Below are 21,245 nucleotides of genomic sequence, written 5' to 3' on the forward strand. Positions count from 1 at the left end.
TCAGAGAAACGTCGAGACGAGCCAGAGCGCGCCGACGACGATCACGGCGATGACGATGAGCTTCGAGGCGACGTTCAGGACGAACTTACCGACGAAGACGGCGAGGAGCGCGACGACGAGCGCGACGACGAGCGAACCCAGGTCGCCACCGGGGAGACCGAGGACGAACGGAAGCGTCGATGCGAGTGGTGCCATACGCGGTCCGTCGGCGGGTGAGACGAAAAGTCTGGGGGCGTCTCCGAACCGTGATCCCCGCCGGGCGGGCGTTGAGCGGGTGTCGGTGCGCGGGCCGTCGCGGCGGCCGCGCGGACCGACGCGCGAAACTGAAAAGCCGTAGACTGCGGTCGGATAGCCGCGTCTGGTCGGCCACTTTCACACCGCTTTACGAGGGGTTATGGCCCTCCCGCGAATACGGACGTAGCACGCGCGAGACCGGTGCGGGTGTGAGGGAGTCGCGTCCGACTCGACGTGACGCAACACCTATGCCGGATCCGCCAGTAACGATGGGTCGTCTCGAACGACCTCTTACCACCCCATACCTATGAGCCCGAAACCCACCTGTACGTCCCGAACAGCACGGAGGCGCGACGCATGAGCTCGAACGACATCGGCGCGGACGAGATCACCCTGCCGATAAAGCGCGTCGACGGCGACACGCTCGCCGAGCGGATGACCGAGAACGCGTACAACAACATCCTGCCGGCGCGCTATCTCCGCCAGAACGCCGACGGCGACCTCATCGAGGACCAAGAGGACCTCTTCCCGCGGGTCGCGCGGAACATCGCGCTCGCCGAGGCCGTCTTCGAGGCCGAAAAGCAGGGCGTCGACGTGACCGTCACGCCCGATCAGGTGAAACCGGATCACCCGCGACGCGACGAGCTCGTCGCGGAGGTCTTCGGCGATGACGTCGCCGTCGACGACGACGTCGAGATCGACCTCACCGAGGAGAACGTCAACAAGTTCGCCTACGAGACGGTCGTCCCCGAGCTCCCCGACGACGTCCGCGCGCACGTCGAGGACACGGCGGAGCGCTTCGAGGAGCTGATGAGCCGGCTCGCTTTCATGCCGAACTCGCCCACGCTGATGAACGCGGGCGACGAGCTCCAGCAGCTCTCGGCGTGTTTCGTCGACTCGCCCGCCGACGATCTGACCGACATCCACCAGACCGCCAAGGAGGCCGCGGAGGTCTTCCAGTCTGGCGGCGGGATGGGGTACGCCTTCTGGCAGCTGCGTCCCTTCGGCGACCCCGTCGGCTCCACCGGCGGGATCGCCTCCGGTCCGATGACGTTCATGGAGACGTTCGACCAGATGTGCGAGACCATCGCGCAGGGCGGCGCGCGCCGCGGCGCGCAGATGGGCGTCATGCGCATCAGCCACCCGGACGTCATCGAGTTCATCCACTCGAAGAACAAAGACGTCTCGCTGGCCCACTGCCTGAAGCTCAACGACCCCGACGACTACACGTACACGACGTTCAGCGAGGCCCTGGAGGAGGCCCGCGACCTCATCGACGAGGACGGAAAGGTGCCAAAGCATCTCCGGAACGCCGTCGAGGGGCACCTCTCGAACTTCAACATCTCCGTCGGCGTCTCCGACGACTTCATGGACGCCCTCGAGAACGGCGAGGAGTTCACCTTCACGAACCCGCGGACGGGCGAGCCGCACATCGCCACCGCGGAGACGAAGGAGATGTACGCGCGCTACGACCTCGGCGAGTACGTCGACGTCGGCGAGGAGTTCTCCATCCCCGCGGAGCTCATCTGGGAGCGCATCGTCGAGGGCGCCCACGAGAACGGCGAGCCGGGCGTCGTCTACCTCGATCGCGCGAACACCGAGCACTCCTTCGACGTCGAGGAACACCCCGAACACGAGATGCTCGCCACGAACCCCTGCGGCGAGCAGCCCCTCGAGGAGTACGAGGCCTGTAACCTCGGGCACATCAACCTCTCGACGATCGTCGCCGACGACGCGCCGGACTGGCGCGTCTGGAGCGAGGAACACGAGTACGACAGCCTCGACGAGGGCATCTCGCGCTTCCTCGACGAGGCCCTCGACGTCGAGGAGTTCGACTACCGCATCGAGACCGGCACGCGCTTTTTGGAGAACGTCGTCACGATGTCGGACTTCCCCGTCCCGGAGATCGAGGAGAAGGTCTCCGAGATGCGCAAGATCGGCCTCGGCATCATGGGTCTCGCACAGCTCTACGTCCAACTCGGGATGCGCTACGGCGACGAGCCCGCGAACGAGGTGGCGAGTCAGGTGATGCAACACATCAACCACGGCTCGAAGACCGCCTCCCACGAGCTCGCCGAGGAGCGCGGCTCCTTCGACGAGTGGGACAACTCGAAGTACGCGAACCCGACGGAGTACGCCGAGTGGTTCGAGCACCACACGGGCGAGGATCCCGAGGCGTACGCGGACGGGTACGCGATCCGCAACCACAACACGACGACGATCGCGCCGACGGGCACGACCTCGATGGTCGGCAACACCACCGGCGGCTGTGAACCGATCTACAACGTCGCCTACTACAAGAACGTCAGCGACGACGTGCAGGGCGACGAGATGCTCGTCGAGTTCGACGACTACTTCCTCCGGACGCTGGAGGCCAACGACGTCGACGTGGACGCGGTGAAAGAAGAGGCCCAGGCGCAGATGGCGAACAACGAGTTCGACGGCGTCTCCGGGCTCTCCACCGTCCCGGACGCCATCGGCGAACTCTTCGTCGTCACCGCCGACCTCACGGGTATCCAGCACGCCGCGGTCCAGTGCGCGTGTCAGGACGGCGTCGACTCCGCCATCTCGAAGACGTGTAACTTCCCGAACTCCGCGTCCGTCGAGGACATGCGCGAGGTGTACGAGTACATCTACGAGCACGGCGGAAAGGGCGTCACCGTCTACCGCGACGGGACGCGCTCGAAGCAGGTCCTCACGACGCGCGCCGACAACACCGAGTTCAGCGACATGGAGGAGGACGAGGCCGCCGAGGCGATGCTGGACAGCATCCGCGAGACGTTCGGCGACCTCGAGGGCTTCCTCGACAACGAGGAGGTCCGCGCGGCGGTCGGCGACGACGTCGACGAGCTCGTCGAGATCGACGTCGCCCCGGAGGGCGCCCAGAAGCGCCCGCGCCCGGACGTCCTCTACGGCGTCACCCAGCGCATCGACACGGGCTACGGGAAGCTCTACGTGAACATCAACGAGGACGAGAACGGCCGGCCGTTCGAGCTCTTCGCCAACATCGGCAACTCGGGCGGCTTCACGGCCTCCTTCACGGAATCGCTCGCGAAGACGGTCTCGACGGCGCTGCGCGCCGGCGTGGACCCCGACGAGATCGCGAGCGAGCTCCAGGGCATCCGCAGCCCGAAGGTCGCGTGGGACAAGGGCGAGCAGATCAACTCCATCCCGGACGCGATCGGCACGGCGATGCGCCGCTACCTCGACGGCGAGATCGACAAGCAGGTCCCCAAACAGCAGAACCTGACCGAGCTCGCTGAGGATGACGCCGCGAGCGTCGAGACGGACGGCGCGGGCGCGGCGAGCGCCGACGTCGACGTCGGCGACGCCGTCTCCCCGAACGCAGACGTCGGCGAGCCCGCCGAGTCCGGCACGGCCGACGACGACGCGACCGCGGACCTCCTCGCGGCCGGCGAGAGCCCCGAGTGTCCCGACTGCGGCGCGATGGACCTCTACTACTCCGAGGGCTGCAAGACCTGCCAGTCGTGTGGCTGGTCGGAGTGCTCGTAAGCTGACGCGACGCTGAGTCGGTCCGCACGTTCACGGTTCTCCTCTCCTCCGTCCGTCTCCGCTCGCGTCCTCGCTCGCACCGGGTTCCGTCGGCACACGCGTAACGCTCTTGCCTCCGAGCCGCGAGTGTCGCGTATGAGCGACGCCGGGGGCGAGGCGAGCGACGCGGCGGAGGCCAGCGGACGGCCGTGCCCGATGTGCGACCGGGCGCTGTACAAGCGCCACTGCAAGTACGTCTGCCCGAGCCACGGCGTCGTCTACGACTGCGGGGACACCTTCTGGACGCGCTGACCCGCGTCGGCGTCCCGACACGGGTCAGCGCTCGCGCCACCACGCGTACGCGGGCCCGACGACGGCGAGCACGCCGACGGCCGCGATCCCGGCGACGAGGCGGGGGTCGACCTCGACGGCCGAGACGACGAAGCGATCGAGGCCGGCGCCGGTGACGACGGCGGCGACGGTCCACGGGAGTTCGCCGAGGAGCGTCCCGAGCGCGAACGCGCGGACGGGAACGCCGCCGGCACCCGCCGCACCGGAGACGGCCTCCGCGGGCGTGGGGACGAGACGGGCGGCCGCGACGCCCCGCACGCCGCCGGCGCGCTCGAAGTACGCCGTGCTTCCCGCGGTGAGCCGTCCGAGGAGGCCGCCGCCGTCGGTCGGGACCCGACGCCCCGCGTAGTACGGGAGGAGGCTCGTGGCGACGGCGCCACAGAGCGCGATCGGGAGGCCGAGGACGAGGCCGTATCGATAGCCACAGAGCGCGGAGAGGACCGTTATCGGCCACGCGAAGAGGGGGCGAAGCGCGTAGAGAGCGACGAGAAGGAGGGGAAACCACGGGCTCGTGAGGAGCGCGTGCACGCGGTCGAGCGCCGCCGCCGGCGACACGAGGAGGGCGGCGGTGGCGACGAGCGCGACGGCGACGACGGCGACGGCGCGCGCGCGCTGACTCGGAGGCACGATCCGCGGCTACGCGAGCGGCGGGAATAGGTCTTCTTCTCCCGTCCGCAGGCGCTATGTGGTCGGCGACCGCAGGGTGGCGTAGTGACGCGAGAGGACTCGGGGCACGCGACCGAACAGCCCGCGAGCGACGAGGACGGCGACGCACGGGAGCCGGACAGCGCTGAGACCTCGCTGAGCGACCCGCGGTTTCGCGCGGACGACGCGACGGGAGACGAGAGCGGTGAGACGCGCGGGCACGCGGCGAGCGACGGCGGAGACGAGGGCGAGAGGGAGCGGAGGCTCGACGACGAGCGCGATAGCTCCGACGAGCGCGACAGCGGACGCGACGAGAGCGCCGCCGGGGACGGTCGACGCTCGGCCGGGGACGCAGACCCGATCGAGCCGCCCGCGGACCCGGATCCGATCGAGCTCGGCGTCGCGCTGATCGAGCGACTGGAGGACGACGAGCTGTCGATGGCGGCGCTGATGGACCGCGTCGAAACGGTGTCGACGCACCCGCGGATCGTTCGGGAGATCATCGAGGCCGCGGAGGAGCGCGGGCTCATCGATCGCGAAGGCGCGACCGTCCGCCCCCAGGGCGGCGGCTACGTCCGCTTCGGTGCGGACGTCGTGACGAAAGAGGGGGAGTTCTCCTGTCGGCGCTGTGGGACCGGACTCTCCGAGGGGTATTTCATCCGACTCGACGCGGGCGAAATCGGGCCGTTCGGCTCGTCGTGCATCCGGAAGGTCACCGGTCGGGAATAGCGTCGAGGGCGTCCTCAAGTCGTTCGCGTTGCTCGTCGAGCGCGTCGAGCTGGGCGTCGATCGCCCGGCGCTGGCGTTCGAGGGTGTCTCGCTGTGCTTCCGCGCGGTCGCGCTGGTCCGCGATGGCGTCCCGGGCGGCTTCGAGTTCGGCGACGAGCGCGTCGCTGTCGAACGGCGCGGTGCGCTCGGGCGTCTCGTCTCCGTCGGACGTCACGGACGCGCCGGCCGCGGCGATCGAATCGCCCGCCTCCGCCTCCGACGCGGTCGCGTCGTCACGGGGCGTCGCGCCTGTCGCATCGACTCTCGGGTTCGCGTCGTCCGCCGGACCCGTGTCGTCCGCCGGGTCTGGGTCGCCCGCCGAATTCGCGTCGTCCGTCGCGGTCGTCTCGATGCGGTCGGCGTCGACGGCGGCCGCGCTCGCGTCGCGCTCGGGGGCGTGGCGGTCCCCGCCCGCGGCCGCGTCGCGTCGCTCTCCGCGTCGCTCGCCGATGGCGTCGATGCCGGCGTCCGCGAAGGCGACGGCGGCGTCCGCGTCGTCGGCGTCGTCGGACTCGCCGGCCGCACCGGACGCTTCGTCCGCGCTCTCTTCGCGCATCGCCTCGTGGAACGCGGCGCGTGAGGGGACGCCGTGGAACTCGTAGAGCGCCTCCTCGACCGTCTCGCGGACGTCGCGGAACTGCTCGTTCGGCACTTTGATGCGCTGTGTGCGTCCCGTCGTTTCGAGGACGAGTTGGCTCGCGACGCTCCCCTCCTCCGTGTCGAACCCCGTGACGTCCGCGTAATCGATCTCGTCGTAGTCCTCGTCCCAGACGGCCGCGCCGACGTGGCGGACGAGGCGGCGGTCGGTAACGGCGAGCGTGAGCTCGTTGAAGTGGTAGGTTCGGGAGACCGATTCGCCGGGGTCGGTGACCCCTGCGGCGTTCAGCACGCCCGCGAGAACGGGATGGAGGACGTCGTCGACGCGGCCCGCGGGGACGACGACGGAGCGCTCGCCGTCGAGGCCGTAGTCGAGGGTGAGCGTGGTCTTCCGTCGGCCGTCGTCGACGGCGACGCGTTCGGCGTCGTGGCCGAGCTCCTCGACGGACTCGCTGCTGAGCAGGCCGTCGGCGTGATAGACGAGCGTCCGGGTCGGGGTGACGAACAGCGCGTCGTCACCGCGGAGGGGTACGCGGGCGGCGACCGACTCCTCATCGAGCGCCGACGCGACGGCGGCGGGTACGTCCATACGCCGTCGTACGCGCGCCCGAGCATAAAATCGACGCCGTATTGTGGGCCGTGTGACCGCGGTGCGCTGTCGAAAGAGAACTTTAATACGCGACCTCCGATTATGGACGGGTGAGCCCGGGTGGCTTAGTCTGGTCATAGCGCCGCACTCATAGGGTTCCGAGATTCGGTGCGGCAGCCATTCGGTGGCTGTGCGTGTCCCCCGAGGCCCGCCGAGCCTCGAACCTGGGACATGCGGAGGCCGAGGGTTCGAACCCCTCCCCGGGCACTCTACTCACGGTTCAACGACGCACGGAGCACCCGCGCAACCCAGCGGCTCCAGGACGAAACGGAGCGGTCCGTGGCGGCCGCACTCCCCCGCGTTGTACGTCGTCGCGTCCCCACTTCGCATCCTGAGAGCGGTCTGAGCCGCGTTTTCGAGCGGCTAACAACTGCGCACGGACCGGGAGGCCGTCGTATGGACATCCGGGGACGCGTGATCGTCGGCGTCGTGCTCGCGCTCGCGCTCGTGGTCGTCGCGGTTGGCGGGGCGGCGCTGTTCGGCGGGACCGGTCGACTGTCGGAGGTACGGACGCGAGTGCCACGCCACCCGAGCCGACGGTGACGACCGCGGTCACGTCGACGACTACGCCGCCAGCACCGACCGAGACGACGCCACCCGAGGCGGCGACGACGACCACAGCCACGGCGACGGTGGGGGACACGGGCGCCGGTTCGGTGGCCGGAGCCGACGCGAACGAGACGGTGACGGTGTCGATCGGGGAGTGGGCGGACGCGGAGACGCAGAGCACCACGTTCGGTACGGGTGAACGGGGTACCGGACGCGCGATAGTCGTCACCGACGAGCGCGGGTCAGGACAGGGCGGTCACGTGGACGTCACCGACGAGCGCGTCGTGGTCCGACTCCCACGCGTCGGCCTTGACGGCCGCGATGTCTTCGACGACGCGCCCGACGCGATCGCCGCCCGCGCCGAACTCGGTGTAGAGGCGCATGAAGTCCGCGGCGACGCCGTGCGCCTCGGAGAGCGAGGGGACGGCCGCGAGTTCGAACGTCTCGATCGCCGTCTCGACGTCGCCGTACCGGACGTCGACCCGATAGCCGCGCTCGTCGTCGGCGACGTCCGCCGGGACGCGCGACGGCGAGAGGACGACCCGGAGCGGGTGGTCGAGGTGTTCGTACTCGACGACGGTACGCGGATCGTACTTTCGCCCGACGTCCTCTACCCAGTCCGGATCGTCGCGCGTCCAGTTCGGCGGGACGGTCAGACCGTCACTCATGACCGGTGGTTCTCGCGGCCCCGTGAAACCAGTACCGGCCCCCGCGGCCCCGGTGACTCGGCGGATCGGTGTCACTCCCTCAGATCGCTCGATAAACTTTTTCGAGGGCGTAGCACCCGTCGTGAAACGACGCCGGGAGATGAGTTTACGCCCCCTGACAGCGTGAAACGACCGGAAGCATCGCGCCCCTATATGCAGTCGGGGCCCCACGCTCGAAGTGAGGTCAGCCCGACCATGTCGAACCACCCACTTCACGACACCCCGCTGCGGCGACTCGGTGAACACGCGGAGGGGGTCGCCCTCCTCCGCAGACCGATCGAGGCGCTCGGCTTCTGGAGCGCCATCGCCCTCCCCTTCCTCTACGTCCCGCTCGTCGTCAGCGGCCTGCAGACGACCGGGACGCGATACGCGTTCGCGCTACTGATCGCCCTCCACGTCGTCTCGCTCGTCGTCGGCCGCGAGTACCACGCCGACTAGCTCCCGTCTCTCGTTCTCCGGACCGACTCGTATGGTGCTCAGTCCGCGCGCCGACCGCGGCCATCGAGTCGCGTGACTTCCGCGTAGAGCGCGCGGCGCTTGAGCAGACAGAACCCCGCGAAGACGATCAGGAAGCCGAGGGCGGTCGTGAGGTCGAGGGACTCGCCGAGGAGCCACCAGCCGACGAGCGCCGCGACGATCGGTGCGGCGTACGAGACGAGGTTCACCTCCACCGAGCCGAGGCGCTCGTGGAGATCGAAGTAGAGGAGGAAGCCGAACGCGCTCGCCACGACCGAGAGGTACGCGAGCGCGCCGAGCGCGTCGACGGTGAGCGGGATCGTCTGCGGTTCGCCGAGCGCGAGACTCGCGGCGTTGAGCGAGAGCGCGCCGAGGAGCATCGACCACGCCTCCATCGTCGCGGGCGGCAGTCCGGTGTCGAGGCGCTCGGTGAGAACGCTCCCGAGCGCGAAGGCCGCGGTCGCGCAGAGGACGAGCAGCGTGCCGACAGCGTTCGAGTCGAGGATCGCGGAGAGGTCGCCCGCGGTCACGACCGTCGGAGGGACGACGATGATCGTGACGCCGACGAACCCACAGCAGAGCCCGAGAGCGCCGAGCGCGGAGAGCCGATCGTCGGGGAGGACGACGCGGCCGAACGCGGTCGTGAGGACGGGGCTGAGACTGACGACGACGGCGGCCGCGGCGGCGGTCACGCCGGGGCGCGCCTCGCCGACGAAGAGGAACGCGTGATAGGCGGCGATGAGGAGCGCGGCGCCGACGGCGACGGTGAGCCACTCGCGGCGCGTCCGCGGGCGCCACCGGTCGGCGCGCGCGGCGACGTACCCGAACATCAGGACGGCTGCGAGGTCGTAGCGGAGCGCCGCGAAGAAGACCGGTGCGACGTGTTCGAGGCCGGCCTTGATGGCGACGAAGGCCGACCCCCACGCGACGGCGAGGGCGCAGAACAGGAGGGCGTCACGGTATCGGGACACGGCGGCGGGAGGCGTCGCGGACCACTCAACGTTTCGATGCGACCGCGGCCGCGGCCGTCGGGACGGAGAGCGTTACTCGGAGTCGGCCGCGTCGGCCGTCCGTTCGCGGTAGATGGCACCGAGGACGTCCTGTCTGGCGACGATACCGACGAGCACGCCGTCCTCGACGACCGGGATGCGGTTGACGTCCTCGTCCTCGTCGACCAGGACGGCGAGCACGTCGTCGATGGGCGCGTCCGGGCCGATGGTCCGCACGTCACGCGACATCACCTCGCGGATCGGCCGCCCGGCGTTCTTCACGAGGTCGAGTTCGACGTCGAGTTCGTCCCACGAGAGATCGAGGGCGTAGGTCAGGCTCTCCAAGAAGGGGGGGAGACCGAAGGGCACGTAGAGGGTGCGCCCGCTCGGCTGGAAGATGTCGACGAGGTCGTGTTCGGTGACGACGCCGACGAGGTCGGTGCCATCGACCACGGGGAACCCCGTGAAGTCGCGCCGGGAGAGCTTCGTCAGCACCTCGCTGATCTCGTCGTCGGGAGCAACGGTTTCGACGTCCGTCGTCATCAGGTCGCGGGCGGTGAGCGCCATACCGGACACGTCGGCGGCCGGGGATCGTAGTAGTTGCGGGGCGGCGCACCGTTTAAGTCCTCGCGGGGGGTAGCCATCCGCATGGCCACCGTGGGCCGGCAACGGTTACGCGAGCTGTTCGACGACGCACCGACCCCACACATCGCCCACCACCCGCGGACCCACCACCGGGAGTATTACGTGGCGACGGACGGGTCGTTCGCCCGCGACGGCGGGGGGCTCGGCGTCATCATCGAGACGGCCAGCGGGGAGCGCGTCGCGCGCCTCGCCGTCCCCGATCCGGCCCCGGACAACAACGTCGCGGAGTATCGCGCGCTCCACCTCGGACTGGACGTGCTCGCGCACCGCGCGCCCGCGGACGCGAACGTCGGCGTGCTCGTCGACCACAGCGCCCTCGCCGGCGACGTGAACCTCGCGGTGCTGGCGGGCCGCGGGTCGGAGTACCGACCCGTCCGCGACGCCGCGGTGCCGGCGGAAGCGGCGAACCACTGGCGCGGGATCCGTGCGCGCGTCGCGGGCTTCGGCGAACTGCGCGCGGCCGACCTGCGGAGCGGCGAGAACCCCGCGCACGTCCTCGCCAACGCGCCCGAGGAGTACGCGCACGTCAACGACGAAGCGCCCCGCTGTCTCCTGCCCGGCGTCGAATCCGAGGAGCCACAGATCCCGCCGCCGAGTCGGGCGAACCGCCACGCGGGGGATTAGGCGGGCCCGGGCGAACCGGGGTCCGCCGAACGCGCGCCGATCAATGAGAACGAACCGCGACCGTTAGTCGTCCTCTTCCTGCGCGTCCACGACCGCCACTCCGGCGAGGTTGACGATGTCCTTGACCTCGTCGCCGCGCTGGATGACGTGGACGGGTTCGTCCATGCCGGTGAGCATCGGGCCGATGGCCTCCGCGCCGCCGAGTCGCTGGAGGAGCTTGTAGCCGATGTTACCGGCTTCGAGGTTCGGGAAGACGAGGCAGTTCGCGGGCCCGTCCAGCTCGGCGAAATCGTACGTGTCCGCGAGGATGTCCTCGACGACGGCGGTGTCTGCCTGCATCTCGCCGTCCACCTGGAAGTCCACGCTCGGATCGTCGCGCAGCGCCGCGGCGGCCTCTGCGACCTTCTCGGTCCCCTCGGTCTCGACGCTGCCGAAGTCCGAGTAGGAGAGCATCGCCACGCGCGGTTCGACGTTGAAGCGGCGGGCGAGCGCGGCGACGTGCTCCGCGATCTCAGCGAGGACGTCCGCGTCGGGCGCGGTGTTGACCGTGGTGTCGGCGCAGAAGAGCACGCGGTTCTTGAACGTCAGCATGTAGACGCCGGCGACGTGCTCGGCGTCGGGGGCGGTACCGATGACCTGCAGGGGCGGTCGGAGCGCCGAGGGATAGTGGTGGGTGAGGCCGGTGAGGAGGGCGTCCGCGTCCCCCTGTTCCACCATCACGCTCCCGAGGTAGTTCGGATCGCGCTCGACGAGCTCGGTCGCCTCGCTCCGCGTGAGACCGTCGCGCTTGCGGAGGTCGTGGAGGCGATCGGCGTACGCCTCGTAATCGGCCGCCTCGGGGTCGACAACCTCGGGGTCGAAGTCGAGGCCGAGGTCCGCGATCGTCGCGTCGATCGTCTCCCGGTCGCCGATGAGGACGGGGTCGGCGACCCCCTCCTCGACCATCTGGGAGGCCGCTCGGATCATCTTCTCGTCGTCGCCCTCGCCGAGGGCGACGCGCTTCGGGTCGCTCTTGGCCTTGTTGAGGACGACGCGCATCATCTCGCGGGACTTCCCGAGACGGGCTTCGAGGCGCTCGCGGTACGCCGAGAGATCGAGGTCCGTTCGGGCGACGCCGGACTCCATGGCGGCGTCGGCGACGGCGGGCGCGACCTCGAAGAGCACGCGCGGATCGACCGGCTTCGGGATGATGTACTCGGGGCCGAACTGGAGGGGCTGGTCGCCGTAGGCCTTCACGACCTGATCCGGCACGTCCTCCCGCGCGAGCTCCGCCAGCGCCTCCGCGCAGGCCACCTTCATCGCCTCGTTGATCTCCGTGGCCCGCACGTCGAGCGCGCCCCGGAAGATGAACGGGAACCCCAAGACGTTGTTCACCTGGTTCGGGTGGTCCGAGCGTCCGGTCCCCATGATGACGGTGTCGTCACGGGCGTTCTTCGCCTCCTCGTAGCCGATCTCCGGGTCCGGGTTCGCCATGGCGAAGATGATCGGGTCGTCGGCCATCGAGCGCACCATCTCCGGGGAGACGATATCGGGCGCGGAGAGGCCGATGAACACGTCCGCGTCGGCCATCGCGTCCGCGAGGTCGCCGTCGGGGACGTCGCGGGCGAACTCGGCCTTGTGCTCGTTGACGTCGCCGTCGTCGGCGCGCGACTGGGTGATGATCCCCGTGGAGTCGCACATCGTGATGTTCTCGCGCTTCGCGCCGAGCGAGACGTAGAACTTCGCGCACGCGATCGCGGAGGCCCCCGCGCCCGAGATCGCGATGTCGACGTCCTCGACGTCCTTATCGACGACGTCGAGGGCGTTGAGGAGTCCGGCACCGGAGATGATGGCGGTGCCGTGCTGGTCGTCGTGGAAGACGGGGATGTCCATCTGGTCGCGGAGGCGTCGCTCGATCTCGAAGCATTCGGGGGCTTTGATGTCTTCGAGGTTGATGCCGCCGAAGGTGGGCTCCATGGCGGCGACGGAGGCGACGAAGGCGTCGACGTCGGTCTGATCGAGTTCGACGTCGAAGACGTCGATGTCCGCGAAGCGCTTGAAGAGGACGCCCTTCCCCTCCATGACGGGCTTGGAGGCCTGTGCGCCGATGTCGCCCAAGCCGAGCACCGCCGACCCGTTCGACACCACGCCCACCAGGTTCCCCTTCGCCGTGTACCGGTAGGCGTCGGTCTCGTCGGCGTCGATCTTCCGACAGGGCGCGGCGACCCCCGGCGAGTACGCCAGCGAGAGGTCGCGCTGCGTGTTCGTCGGCTTCGTCGTCGAGATCGCCACCTTCCCCGCCGGTTCGCGCTCGTGATACTCCAACGCGTCTTCGTCCAATCCCATGTCCACTACGCCGACGCGGCGGGCCAAAAACCTATGGACTGCGTCGATACAGGCATTCGTCGTTCGTCGAATACCCGCCGCTGGTGCGTGTCGGGCGTCGAACGACTCGCCGCCGGAGTTGCCGCAATTTATGTAGACCCCGACCGATCGCGTGGACATGGACAGACGGAGTTACCTCGAAGCGCTCGGCGCGAGCGGCGCGGCGCTCACCCTCGCCGGCTGTACGTCGACCGGCGGGAGCGACAGCGGAGGCACGACGACCGAGAGTACGACGACCGGGAGCACGACGTCCGGCACGCAGCAGACGCAGATCGTCGCCGGCACCGCCCCCGGCTTCCAGCCGTTCGAGATGATGCAGGACGGCGAGCTCGTCGGCTTCGACGTCGACCTCCTCGAGGCCGTCGTCGAGCGGGCGGACGGATACACCCTCCAGCGCTGGGAGCAGTACGAGTTCGGCTCGCTCATCCAGGCGCTGACCACGGACAAGATCGACACCATCGCCGCCGGGATGACGATCACGGAGAAGCGCAAGGAGTCCATCGGGTTCACGAACCCCTACTGGGACGCGAACCAAGCGCTCCTCGTCCGCGAGGGGTCGAGCTTCCAGCCGCAGTCGCTCGAAGACCTCGCCGGTCACACGGTCGGCGCACAGTCCGGGACGACCGGCGAGAGCCTCATTCAGGACCTCATCGACGAGGGAACGCTGAAGCAGTCGAACTACAACGCCTACCCGAAGTACCCGCTCGCGGTCTCCGACCTCGAGAACGGCAACATCGACGTCGTCGTCATCGACACGCCCGTCGCCGAGACGTTCGTCGACAACCGCGACGTCGTCGTCTCCGCGACCGTCGACACCGGTGAGCAGTACGGCTTCGGCGTCCGCCAGAACGACGGGGACCTCGAATCCGCGCTCAACAGCGGCCTGCAGGCCGTCCGAGACGACGGCACATACGCCGACCTGACCGAGAAGTGGTTCGCCTCCGGCGGCACCACGACGACGAGCGAGTAACCCCATGACCGCCGCCGCGCTGTCGCTCGCCACGGCCGACTGGACGTACGTCTGGCAGAACCTCGGCACGCTCCTCCGGGGCGTCTGGCCCGCCGTCCGACTCACCGGGACCGCGCTCCTCGCGGGATTCCTCGTCGGCGTCCCGCTCGGCGCGCTCGAAGTGTACGGCGGGCGGCGGAGCGCGTGGCTCGCCCGGAAGGCCGGCGTCGCCGTTCGCGGGACGCCGATCCTCGTCATCATGTTCATCACGTACTTCGGGCTCGGGCTCTCGCCGGCGTTCGTCGCCGCGACGGCCGCGCTCGGCGTCCGGAGCGCCGCCTACCAAGCGCAGGTGTTCCGGGGGGCGCTCCAGTCCATCGACCGCGGCCAGATGGAGGCCGCGCGCGCCGTCGGCCTCTCGAAGCTCGGCGCCATCCGGCATGTGATGATCCCGCAGGGGCTCCGACGCTTCGTCCCCGGCTTCCAGAACGAGTACACGATCGTCCTCAAGGACACCAGCATCGCGTTCGCGATCAGCTACACGGAGATCTTCTACCAGATGTACAACCTCATCCCGCAGCAGACGACCGCGACGCCCGAGTTGTTCGTGACGGCGGCCGCCGTCTACCTCGCGTTGACGCTGGTCGGGAACCGAGTCCTCGACTACGTGGACGACGCCTTCGGCGTCCCGGACGGGGGTGCCTCACAGTGAGCCGGAACGACCACCTCCTCACCGTCGAGGACCTCCAGAAGAGCTACGGCGACGAGCTCGTCCTCGACGGCATCGACTTCACGATGGACGCACAGGACGTGCAGGTGCTCATCGGCCCGAGCGGCTCCGGGAAGTCCACGCTCCTCCGGTGCGTGAACCGCCTCACCGAGTTCGAGGGGGGGACGATCAGCCTCGACGGCGAGGACGTCATGGCGATGGACGTCAACGAGTTGCGCCGGCAGGTCGGGATGGTCTTCCAGGACTTCAACCTCTTCGCGCACCTCAGCGCGCGGGAGAACGTCGCGCTCGGCCCGCGTCGCGTCCTCGGGAAGTCGAAGGCGGAGGCGAACGATCGCGCGCTCGACGAGCTCGAACGCGTCGGTCTCGCGGACCAAGCCGACTCCTACCCGGCGGAGCTCTCCGGCGGGCAGAAACAGCGCGTCGGCATCGCTCGCGCGCTCGCGATGGACCCGAAGCTCATGCTCTTCGACGAGCCGACGTCCGCGCTCGACCCCGAGCTCATCGGCGAGGTCCTCGGCGTGATGCGCGAGCTCGCCGACGAGGGGATGACGATGCTCTGCGTCACCCACGAGATGGGGTTCGCCCGGCAGGTCGCGACGGACATCATGTTCCTCGAAGACGGCCGTCTCGTCGAGCACGGCGACCCCGAGCGGCTGTTCACGGACCCGCGACACGAACGCACCGAGCAGTTCCTCCGCCGGCTCACCGAACTGCACGGCGGCGGGTCGGAGTCGTAGATGTCCGCGGAGCGCGAACGCCGCCACGCCGACTTAGAGCGCGGCCTCACGTACGCCATCGGCGGCGCGATCTGGCTCTGGCTCTGCTTCCGGTGGCTGAACTCGTGGCTCGGCGGCGTCGTCGTCGGACCGACGGAGCCGCTCGTCCCACAGTCGTTCGCCACGGCGACCGAGTCGCTCGGCGCGACGCTCGGCGCCGTCGGGGACGGCGTCCCGCTCGTCGCGACCGGCTTCGACCTCGTCGGCTGGGCGGTCGGGATGGTGGGATTCGCGAGCCAGTACGGCCCACAGCTCGCCGTCGCGGCGTGGCTCACCGTCGTCCTGACGGTCATCAGCACCCTCGTCGGGCTCGTCGTCGCGGTGCCGCTCGCGGCGGCGCGCGTCTACGGCCGCGTCACCAAGTATGTCGCGTTCGTCTACATCGAGCTCATTCGCGGCACACCGCTCGTCGCGCAGCTCTTCTTGCTCTACTACGGCGCGCCGTTCCTCTCGAAGTTCATCCGAGAGGTGCCGGGCGTCGGGCAGGGCATCGTCCCCGCGCAGGCGGTCTGGATCGCCATCATCGGCTTCGTCATCAACTCCTCGGCCTATCAGGCGGAGTACATCCGGGGCTCGGTGGAGAGCGTCGACCCCGGCCAGCTGACGGCGGCGCGCGCCGTCGGCCTCGACAAACTCGGCGGTATCCGTTACGTCGTCCTCCCGCAGGCGCTTCGGTACGCGATCCCGTCGTGGACGAACGAGCTCGTCTATCTCATCAAGTACAGCTCGCTCGCGATGTTCATCACCGTCCCGGAGATATTCACACAGGCGGACTCGATCGGCTCGGAGACGTTCGCGTACACGAACGCCTACGTCCTCGCGGCCGGTTTCTACCTCGTGCTCGTCGTCACCGCATCCTACGGGATGTCGAAGGTGGAGGCCGAAGTCGCGATCCCGGGCGTCGGCAGCAGCGACGCCGGGCGCTAGCGGTACGTCCCGAAGCCGACGCGTTCGGTGACGTTCATCGACGTCCACCCGTCCTGCGAGCCGGTCAGATCGACGCTCCCGTACTGGTGGTACTCGTTGCCCGTCCAGCCGCCGGCGAACCACCAGTTCGAGCCGGTGAGCGAGACGAACACCTCGACGCTGGCGTTCGCCGGCGCGTCGTAGTCGGCGTAGACGGCGCTCTCGACGCGCCGGCAGGTGGCGTCGCCCGCGCCGGGGTCGTCACAGGACACCTCGACGGCGTTCCGCCGCGGGACGAGCACCGGTTCGTCGCCGACGGGCGAGCGCGTGTCGATGGGGTGGTTCGTGCGGAGCGTCACGGTCACCGTGTAGGGGTCGGTGACGCTGTGGTTTCCGGGGGCGGGCGCGGGGTCGGCGGTCGTCGTCGGGCCGTCGCTCGCCGGACCGTCGCTCGTCGGGAGCGGCGTCGGGTCGGGAGCGGTGCGCGTCTTCGCGGGGATGCGGGCGGCGTCGACGGCGAGCATCGGGCCCGCTGGGGTGTCAACGAGCGCGTAAGAGAGGGTCGCGTCGCGCGTGACGCTGGCGTTCGGGACGCTCCGGGGGTCGACGACCGCCGCGCCGACCCGCGTCCCGTTCGCCTCGGCGGGCACGGGGAGGTAGAGGGTCGCGTTCGTGAGCGTCGCGTTCGGCGTGACGCTCGCGCGGTACTCGTACTCGTGCGTGTACGACTCCTCGACGGGTTGCGTGAAGTTCCAGAAGAGGACGGCCGCGCCGCCGACGGCGAGCGCGAACACGACGAGGACGACGGCGAAGACGGTCCGGCGAGCGGGCATACGCGCACCGACACCGATCAGTCGGATGAAGGTTTCTAGCACCCAGTGGCGACGTCGACGCCCGCCGTTCACTACCGTGCGAGCGGCGACGGGCGCGTCCACATCCCCGAGCGCGCCCGCGTCGCCTTCGTCCCCACCGAGAGGACGGAAGTCCGAAACCATTTGTAGCGCCTCGTCCTCCCATTCCCCATGAGCGACGCAGACGCCGGGAGCGAGGGCGAGTACGTCCGGACCGCGGAGGAAGTCGAGAACGCACGACAGGACGTCGTCGCCGTGAACAACGCCGACGAGCCACAGGGGCTCGTCAACCGCCTCGACGCGCACATGGGCGACGGCGTGCGCCACCGGGCGTTCACCTGCCTCCTCTTCGACGAGGACGGGCGCGTCCTCCTCGCCCAGCGCGCCGCGCGCAAGCGCCTCTGGGACACCCACTGGGACGGCACCGTCGCCTCCCACCCCGTGGAGGGCCAATCGCAGGTCGAGGCGACGAAGGAGCGCCTCGAGGACGAGCTCGGCGTGACGCCCGACCAGTACGACGATCTCGAAGTGACCGACCGCTTCGAGTACAAGCGCCACTACCACGACGAGGGCGTCGAGTGGGAGGTCTGCGCGGTCCTGCAGGCGACGCTCCACGACACGACGCTCGACCCCGACGAGGAGGAGGTCGGCGGGGTCCTCTGGGCGGACTACGAGGACCTCTGGGCGAACCCGCGTCACTACCGACAACTGCGCTTTTGTCCGTGGTTCGACATCGCGCTCCGCCGTGACCACACCGGCGAGGCGGACCCGGTCGCCGGGGGTCCGCGGGAGTGACGCGGTCCTCCCGTCCTCGGGTCGGTAGCGAAGCGAGCCGAGAGGCGTGGCTCGTAGCAACGCGGAGCCGTGGGCTTCGCTTCGCGGACGGGACGCGCCGAGTCGTGCGTGCGTAGCGCGGCGTCGAGGAACGAGGTCGGGAGACCCGGTGGTTACGAGCGCGTCGCCTGCACGGACCAGAGCGCGACGACGGCGAGGATCAACGCGGGCACCATCGCCACGGCCATGTACGCGTTCCGGAAGCCGAGGAAGGACGGCGGCCAGAGGTAGACGGCGGCGGGGGCGACGAGGCCGGCGAAGGCGAGCGTGGCGACGAGGATCCACGACTGGCGGTCGTCGAGTCCCTCCTCGTCGTCGGCGACGGTGACGGGGTCGTGGAGGTACGTCCCGCTCTCGTCGTCGCGCTCGCGTGCCATACGCTGCAGTATTCGAGTGCGAGCCCAAATCCCTGCCGGTCCGCGACGGACAACGGCTTTGTCGCTGGCGGGGCGACGAGGGACATGGTCGACTTCCAGTCGCGGGACACGCGGCGCGCGGACGACGGAGCGACGGACGCGGACGACGGAGACGAGCACGGCGACCGTGGAGACGAGCACGACGCACGCGGGGATCACGACGACCACGGACACGACGCACACGCCCACGAGCATGACGACCACCACGCCCACGACGTCGAGACGGCGGCGGTGGGCGTCGTGACGGTGTCGTCGTCGCGGGATGCGGACGACGACCCGAGTGGCGACGCGATCGCGGCGCTCGTCGAGGATGCGGGCCACGAGGTGGCGGCGCGCGACGTCGTCGACGACGACTTCGACGACGTGCAGGGGACGGTGGATCGCCTCGCCCGCGACGGCGACGTCGACGCGATCGTGACGACCGGCGGGACGGGCGTGACGCCGGACGACGTCACCGTCGAGGCGGTGCGGCCGCTCTGCGACAAGCGCCTCCCGGGGTTCGGCGAGCTCTTCCGCCGGCTCTCCTACGAGGAGATCGGGACGCGCGTCGTCGGGACGCGCGCGGAGGCGGGCGTCGCGAGCGGCGTGCCGATCTTCTGCCTCCCGGGGAGCGAGAGCGCGGTCCGCCTCGGTACCGCGGCGGTGATCCTGCCCGAGCTCTCACACCTCGTCGGACTGGCGCGGCGTACCGGGGACGGTGCGTCGGACGCGAGCGACGTCGAGGAGACCTCGGGAACGTGAACGCGAAGAGCGACGTCCGTGAGCGCGTCTGGGACGCGCTGGAGTCGGCGGGGATCGCTCGCTTCCCGTTCCCGCCGCACGGCCGCATCCCGAACTTCGACGGGGCGGACGAGGCCGCCGAGCGACTCGCCGCGACCGACGCCTGGCGCGACGCGGCCGTCGTGAAGGCGAACCCGGACGCGCCCCAGCTCCCGGCGCGGCGGCGCGCGCTCCACGACGGGAAGACGCTCTACATGGCGGTGCCGCGCCTGCGCGACCCCGAGTGCTTCCTCGAACTCGACCCCGAACGCATCGATCCCGCGGAGTACGATCGGGCGCCCGCGCTCTCGAACGTCGAGGAGTACGCGAAGGCCGTCCGCCCCGCCGCGCTGGGGCACGTCGATCTCGTGCTCTCGGGGAGCGTGGCAGTGAGCGAGGACGGCGCGCGCGTCGGGAAGGGCGAAGGGTTCAGCGACGTCGAGTTCGGGGTGCTCGTCGATCTGGGTCTCGTCGACGACGAAACGACGGTCGCCACGACGGTCCACGAGCGCCAAGTGGTCGAGGCGGCGACGTGGCCGGTAGCCGACCACGACGTCCCGATGGACCTCGTCGTCACGCCCGAGCGCACGGTCGACACCGACACGCCGTACGCCCGCCCGGTGGGGGTCGACTGGGACGCCGTGAGCGACGAGGACCGCGCCGAGATCCCGATTCTCGCGGAGCTGGCGGCCGAGAGCGACCGATAGTTTATCAGTCAGGCCGCCGAAGTGTGCGGTATGTCCTCGGACGGCGCGGGCGGGACAGACGGGGCGGAGAACGCGACGGGTGGAGGGGCGGACGGGCCCGGCCCGGCCGCGCGCGCCGTCCGCGACGCGGCGCTCGCCGCGCTGGACGACGCGCCGCGGTGCGTGGTCTGTCCCGCCGGTGCCGACTTCTACCTCTACGAGGCGGGGCGCGTCTCGACGTTCGTCTGCTGGGAGCACGTCAGCCCGTACGCGGCGGACGTGAACGGCACGCCGACGGACGCCGAGCGGCCGATCGCGGTCCCGCTCCCGTCGTTCACGGGGTGAGGAGACCGCGGAGCAGGGCGAGCGGCAACACGGCGCGCGCGGCCGTGTAGACGGCCGTGGCGACGACGCCGACGCCGGCACCGAGCGCGGCGAGCGCGAGCGTCGCGTCGACGGTCTCGGCGGACGGGCGCAGGCGCGTACCGGGTCGTGACGCGGCACGCGTGAGAGACGAGAGCGACAGTCGGGGGAGCGAGCGGAGCGCAGCCGCGAGGTCGGAACGGGACGGCCGCGGCACTCGCGGGAGCGTGGGGCGCGACGGAAGCGCCGACGGCCGTGGGAGCGACGGGAGCGAGACCATCTCAGCCAAGCGTCGGCGTGAGTTCCTCCGCGATGGCCTCGACGGGGAGGACGGCCGGATCGACGGCGAAGTCGAGTTGCCCGCGGACGAACTCGGGGACGGAGTCGTCCGTGTACGCGACGGTGCGGAGGTCGGGGTTCGTTTCGAGGGCGACGGGGATCGCGGTGGCTTCGCCGACGTCCGTGACGACGAGCAGGTCGGCGTCCTCGATGCCGACCTCGCGGAGGCGTTCGCCCGACGCGACGCCTTCGAGGCGGGTGACGCTCGCACCGCGCGCGGCGAGGGCGTCGCCGAGGCCGCGGTCGGGACCGACGATAACGACGTTCATGCACGGGGATAGACGCGAGCGCCTAAGAAGGTGGCGAGTACGCGATGCGGCCGGTCACTCGCGGGGGCCGCGGAGGGCGTAGCCGTACTTGAGGAGCGCGACGGAGACCGAGCCGCCGATGGCAGCCCCGACCACGGCGAGGCAGAGGAAGCGGACGTGGTCGACGGCGGTGATGGCGGGGAAGACGAGCGCACCGCCGGGCACTTCCTCCTGCGTGAGCACGTGGTCGGTCGGAGCGTCGACCGACGCGGTATCGGTCTCCGACGCTCCCGTACGGGCGGCCGTGCGCGTCTC

Annotated in this window: 26 protein-coding genes and 1 tRNA gene; 15 read left to right on the top strand and 12 right to left on the bottom strand. The window is 70.0% G+C overall.

Going from position 1 to position 21,245, the window contains the following annotated elements; translation table 11 throughout:
• Positions 1-195 (bottom strand): DUF8029 family protein, encoded by a 195-nt coding sequence (locus J2754_RS08305; protein ID WP_188876789.1) that lies wholly within the window; start codon positions 193-195, stop codon positions 1-3.
• Between the two features lie 396 nt (positions 196-591).
• On the opposite strand from J2754_RS08305, the gene J2754_RS08310 reads away from it, so the two are divergent.
• The gene (locus tag J2754_RS08310; RefSeq protein ID WP_211087168.1) at positions 592-3,747 is read left to right on the top strand and encodes an adenosylcobalamin-dependent ribonucleoside-diphosphate reductase; all 3,156 of its coding nucleotides are present in this window, start codon (positions 592-594) and stop codon (positions 3,745-3,747) included.
• A gap of 135 nt (positions 3,748-3,882) precedes the next feature.
• Entirely contained in the window at positions 3,883-4,038 is a 156-nt protein-coding gene (locus J2754_RS08315) for an HVO_2523 family zinc finger protein (protein ID WP_188876787.1), read from the top strand.
• Between the two features lie 24 nt (positions 4,039-4,062).
• Here the strand turns inward: J2754_RS08315 and J2754_RS16125 are convergent, their stop codons facing one another.
• On the bottom strand, positions 4,063-4,704 hold the full coding sequence (locus J2754_RS16125) for a TVP38/TMEM64 family protein (RefSeq protein ID WP_211087169.1): 642 nt from the start codon (positions 4,702-4,704) through the stop codon (positions 4,063-4,065).
• 84 nt (positions 4,705-4,788) lie between these two features.
• On the opposite strand from J2754_RS16125, the gene J2754_RS16715 reads away from it, so the two are divergent.
• Positions 4,789-5,451, top strand: coding sequence for a DUF5830 family protein (locus tag J2754_RS16715; RefSeq protein ID WP_407647936.1), 663 nt, complete (start codon positions 4,789-4,791; stop codon positions 5,449-5,451).
• On the opposite strand, the gene J2754_RS08330 is transcribed toward J2754_RS16715, so the two are convergent.
• Positions 5,435-6,676 (bottom strand): DUF7115 domain-containing protein, encoded by a 1,242-nt coding sequence (locus tag J2754_RS08330; protein WP_188876785.1) that lies wholly within the window; start codon positions 6,674-6,676, stop codon positions 5,435-5,437. The genes J2754_RS16715 and J2754_RS08330 overlap by 17 nt on opposite strands.
• Before the next feature lie 114 nt (positions 6,677-6,790).
• On the opposite strand from J2754_RS08330, the gene J2754_RS08335 reads away from it, so the two are divergent.
• Positions 6,791-6,943, top strand: a tRNA-Met gene (locus J2754_RS08335).
• Positions 6,944-7,132: 189 nt separating this feature from the next.
• Complete coding sequence (locus tag J2754_RS08340) at positions 7,133-7,279, top strand: hypothetical protein (protein ID WP_188876784.1); 147 nt, start codon at positions 7,133-7,135, stop codon at positions 7,277-7,279.
• Positions 7,280-7,527: 248 nt separating this feature from the next.
• Here J2754_RS08340 and J2754_RS08345 read toward each other — a convergent pair whose 3' ends face one another.
• Positions 7,528-7,953, bottom strand: coding sequence for a hypothetical protein (locus tag J2754_RS08345; protein ID WP_211087170.1), 426 nt, complete (start codon positions 7,951-7,953; stop codon positions 7,528-7,530).
• A gap of 234 nt (positions 7,954-8,187) precedes the next feature.
• On the opposite strand from J2754_RS08345, the gene J2754_RS08350 reads away from it, so the two are divergent.
• Entirely contained in the window at positions 8,188-8,430 is a 243-nt protein-coding gene (locus J2754_RS08350; RefSeq protein ID WP_188876782.1) for a DUF8028 family protein, read from the top strand.
• 38 nt (positions 8,431-8,468) lie between these two features.
• On the opposite strand, the gene J2754_RS08355 is transcribed toward J2754_RS08350, so the two are convergent.
• Together J2754_RS08355 and J2754_RS08360 are read right to left on the bottom strand one after the other, a co-directional pair.
• Positions 8,469-9,419 (bottom strand): DMT family transporter, encoded by a 951-nt coding sequence (locus J2754_RS08355; RefSeq protein WP_188876781.1) that lies wholly within the window; start codon positions 9,417-9,419, stop codon positions 8,469-8,471.
• 72 nt (positions 9,420-9,491) lie between these two features.
• A complete protein-coding gene (locus tag J2754_RS08360) occupies positions 9,492-10,004 on the bottom strand; it encodes a CBS domain-containing protein (RefSeq protein WP_211087171.1) in 513 nt (170 codons plus the stop codon).
• 81 nt (positions 10,005-10,085) lie between these two features.
• Here J2754_RS08360 and J2754_RS08365 point away from each other — a divergent pair, with 81 nt between their 5' ends.
• On the top strand, positions 10,086-10,706 hold the full coding sequence (locus tag J2754_RS08365) for a ribonuclease H (RefSeq protein WP_188876779.1): 621 nt from the start codon (positions 10,086-10,088) through the stop codon (positions 10,704-10,706).
• 63 nt (positions 10,707-10,769) lie between these two features.
• On the opposite strand, the gene J2754_RS08370 is transcribed toward J2754_RS08365, so the two are convergent.
• On the bottom strand, positions 10,770-13,031 hold the full coding sequence (locus tag J2754_RS08370; RefSeq protein ID WP_211087172.1) for an NADP-dependent malic enzyme: 2,262 nt from the start codon (positions 13,029-13,031) through the stop codon (positions 10,770-10,772).
• 157 nt (positions 13,032-13,188) lie between these two features.
• Between J2754_RS08370 and J2754_RS08375 the strand changes: the two genes are divergently transcribed.
• From J2754_RS08375 to J2754_RS08390, 4 genes are read left to right on the top strand one after another with little or no spacing between them, the layout of a single operon-like run.
• A complete protein-coding gene (locus J2754_RS08375) occupies positions 13,189-14,040 on the top strand; it encodes a transporter substrate-binding domain-containing protein (protein ID WP_188876777.1) in 852 nt (283 codons plus the stop codon).
• 4 nt (positions 14,041-14,044) lie between these two features.
• Positions 14,045-14,731 (top strand): amino acid ABC transporter permease, encoded by a 687-nt coding sequence (locus J2754_RS08380; protein WP_188876776.1) that lies wholly within the window; start codon positions 14,045-14,047, stop codon positions 14,729-14,731.
• Complete coding sequence (locus tag J2754_RS08385; protein ID WP_188876775.1) at positions 14,728-15,489, top strand: amino acid ABC transporter ATP-binding protein; 762 nt, start codon at positions 14,728-14,730, stop codon at positions 15,487-15,489. The genes J2754_RS08380 and J2754_RS08385 overlap by 4 nt, the downstream gene beginning before the upstream one ends.
• The gene (locus tag J2754_RS08390; protein ID WP_188876773.1) at positions 15,490-16,455 is read left to right on the top strand and encodes an amino acid ABC transporter permease; all 966 of its coding nucleotides are present in this window, start codon (positions 15,490-15,492) and stop codon (positions 16,453-16,455) included. It begins immediately after the preceding gene.
• Here J2754_RS08390 and J2754_RS08395 read toward each other — a convergent pair.
• Entirely contained in the window at positions 16,452-17,267 is an 816-nt protein-coding gene (locus J2754_RS08395; protein ID WP_211087173.1) for a hypothetical protein, read from the bottom strand. The genes J2754_RS08390 and J2754_RS08395 overlap by 4 nt on opposite strands.
• Before the next feature lie 189 nt (positions 17,268-17,456).
• On the opposite strand from J2754_RS08395, the gene J2754_RS08400 reads away from it, so the two are divergent.
• A complete protein-coding gene (locus J2754_RS08400) occupies positions 17,457-18,080 on the top strand; it encodes an isopentenyl-diphosphate Delta-isomerase (protein ID WP_188876771.1) in 624 nt (207 codons plus the stop codon).
• Positions 18,081-18,232: 152 nt separating this feature from the next.
• Here J2754_RS08400 and J2754_RS08405 read toward each other — a convergent pair whose 3' ends face one another.
• The gene (locus J2754_RS08405) at positions 18,233-18,496 is read right to left on the bottom strand and encodes a DUF7977 family protein (RefSeq protein WP_188876770.1); all 264 of its coding nucleotides are present in this window, start codon (positions 18,494-18,496) and stop codon (positions 18,233-18,235) included.
• Between the two features lie 84 nt (positions 18,497-18,580).
• Between J2754_RS08405 and J2754_RS08410 the strand changes: the two genes are divergently transcribed.
• The 3 genes from J2754_RS08410 to J2754_RS08420 are packed head-to-tail and all read left to right on the top strand — an operon-like array spanning position 18,581 to position 20,325.
• Positions 18,581-19,276, top strand: coding sequence for a MogA/MoaB family molybdenum cofactor biosynthesis protein (locus J2754_RS08410; protein ID WP_188876769.1), 696 nt, complete (start codon positions 18,581-18,583; stop codon positions 19,274-19,276).
• Entirely contained in the window at positions 19,273-20,001 is a 729-nt protein-coding gene (locus J2754_RS08415; RefSeq protein WP_211087174.1) for a 5-formyltetrahydrofolate cyclo-ligase, read from the top strand. Before J2754_RS08410 ends, J2754_RS08415 begins: the two co-directional genes overlap by 4 nt.
• A gap of 30 nt (positions 20,002-20,031) precedes the next feature.
• Positions 20,032-20,325, top strand: a complete 294-nt coding sequence (locus J2754_RS08420; RefSeq protein ID WP_188876767.1) for a hypothetical protein — start codon at positions 20,032-20,034, stop codon at positions 20,323-20,325.
• On the opposite strand, the gene J2754_RS08425 is transcribed toward J2754_RS08420, so the two are convergent.
• Genes J2754_RS08425 through J2754_RS08435 form a run of 3 tightly spaced genes read right to left on the bottom strand, consistent with a single transcriptional unit; the run spans position 20,315 to position 21,173 of the window.
• Positions 20,315-20,623: a hypothetical protein gene (locus J2754_RS08425; RefSeq protein WP_188876766.1), complete on the bottom strand. Its 309-nt coding sequence runs from the start codon at positions 20,621-20,623 to the stop codon at positions 20,315-20,317. The genes J2754_RS08420 and J2754_RS08425 overlap by 11 nt on opposite strands.
• A 1-nt stretch (position 20,624) precedes the next feature.
• Positions 20,625-20,951, bottom strand: a complete 327-nt coding sequence (locus J2754_RS08430; RefSeq protein ID WP_188876765.1) for a DUF7126 family protein — start codon at positions 20,949-20,951, stop codon at positions 20,625-20,627.
• 54 nt (positions 20,952-21,005) lie between these two features.
• The gene (locus tag J2754_RS08435; RefSeq protein ID WP_188876764.1) at positions 21,006-21,173 is read right to left on the bottom strand and encodes a hypothetical protein; all 168 of its coding nucleotides are present in this window, start codon (positions 21,171-21,173) and stop codon (positions 21,006-21,008) included.
• Positions 21,174-21,245 lie beyond the last annotated feature (72 nt).

This window comes from Halarchaeum nitratireducens (assembly GCF_017874695.1).
Lineage (GTDB): Archaea > Halobacteriota > Halobacteria > Halobacteriales > Halobacteriaceae > Halarchaeum > Halarchaeum nitratireducens.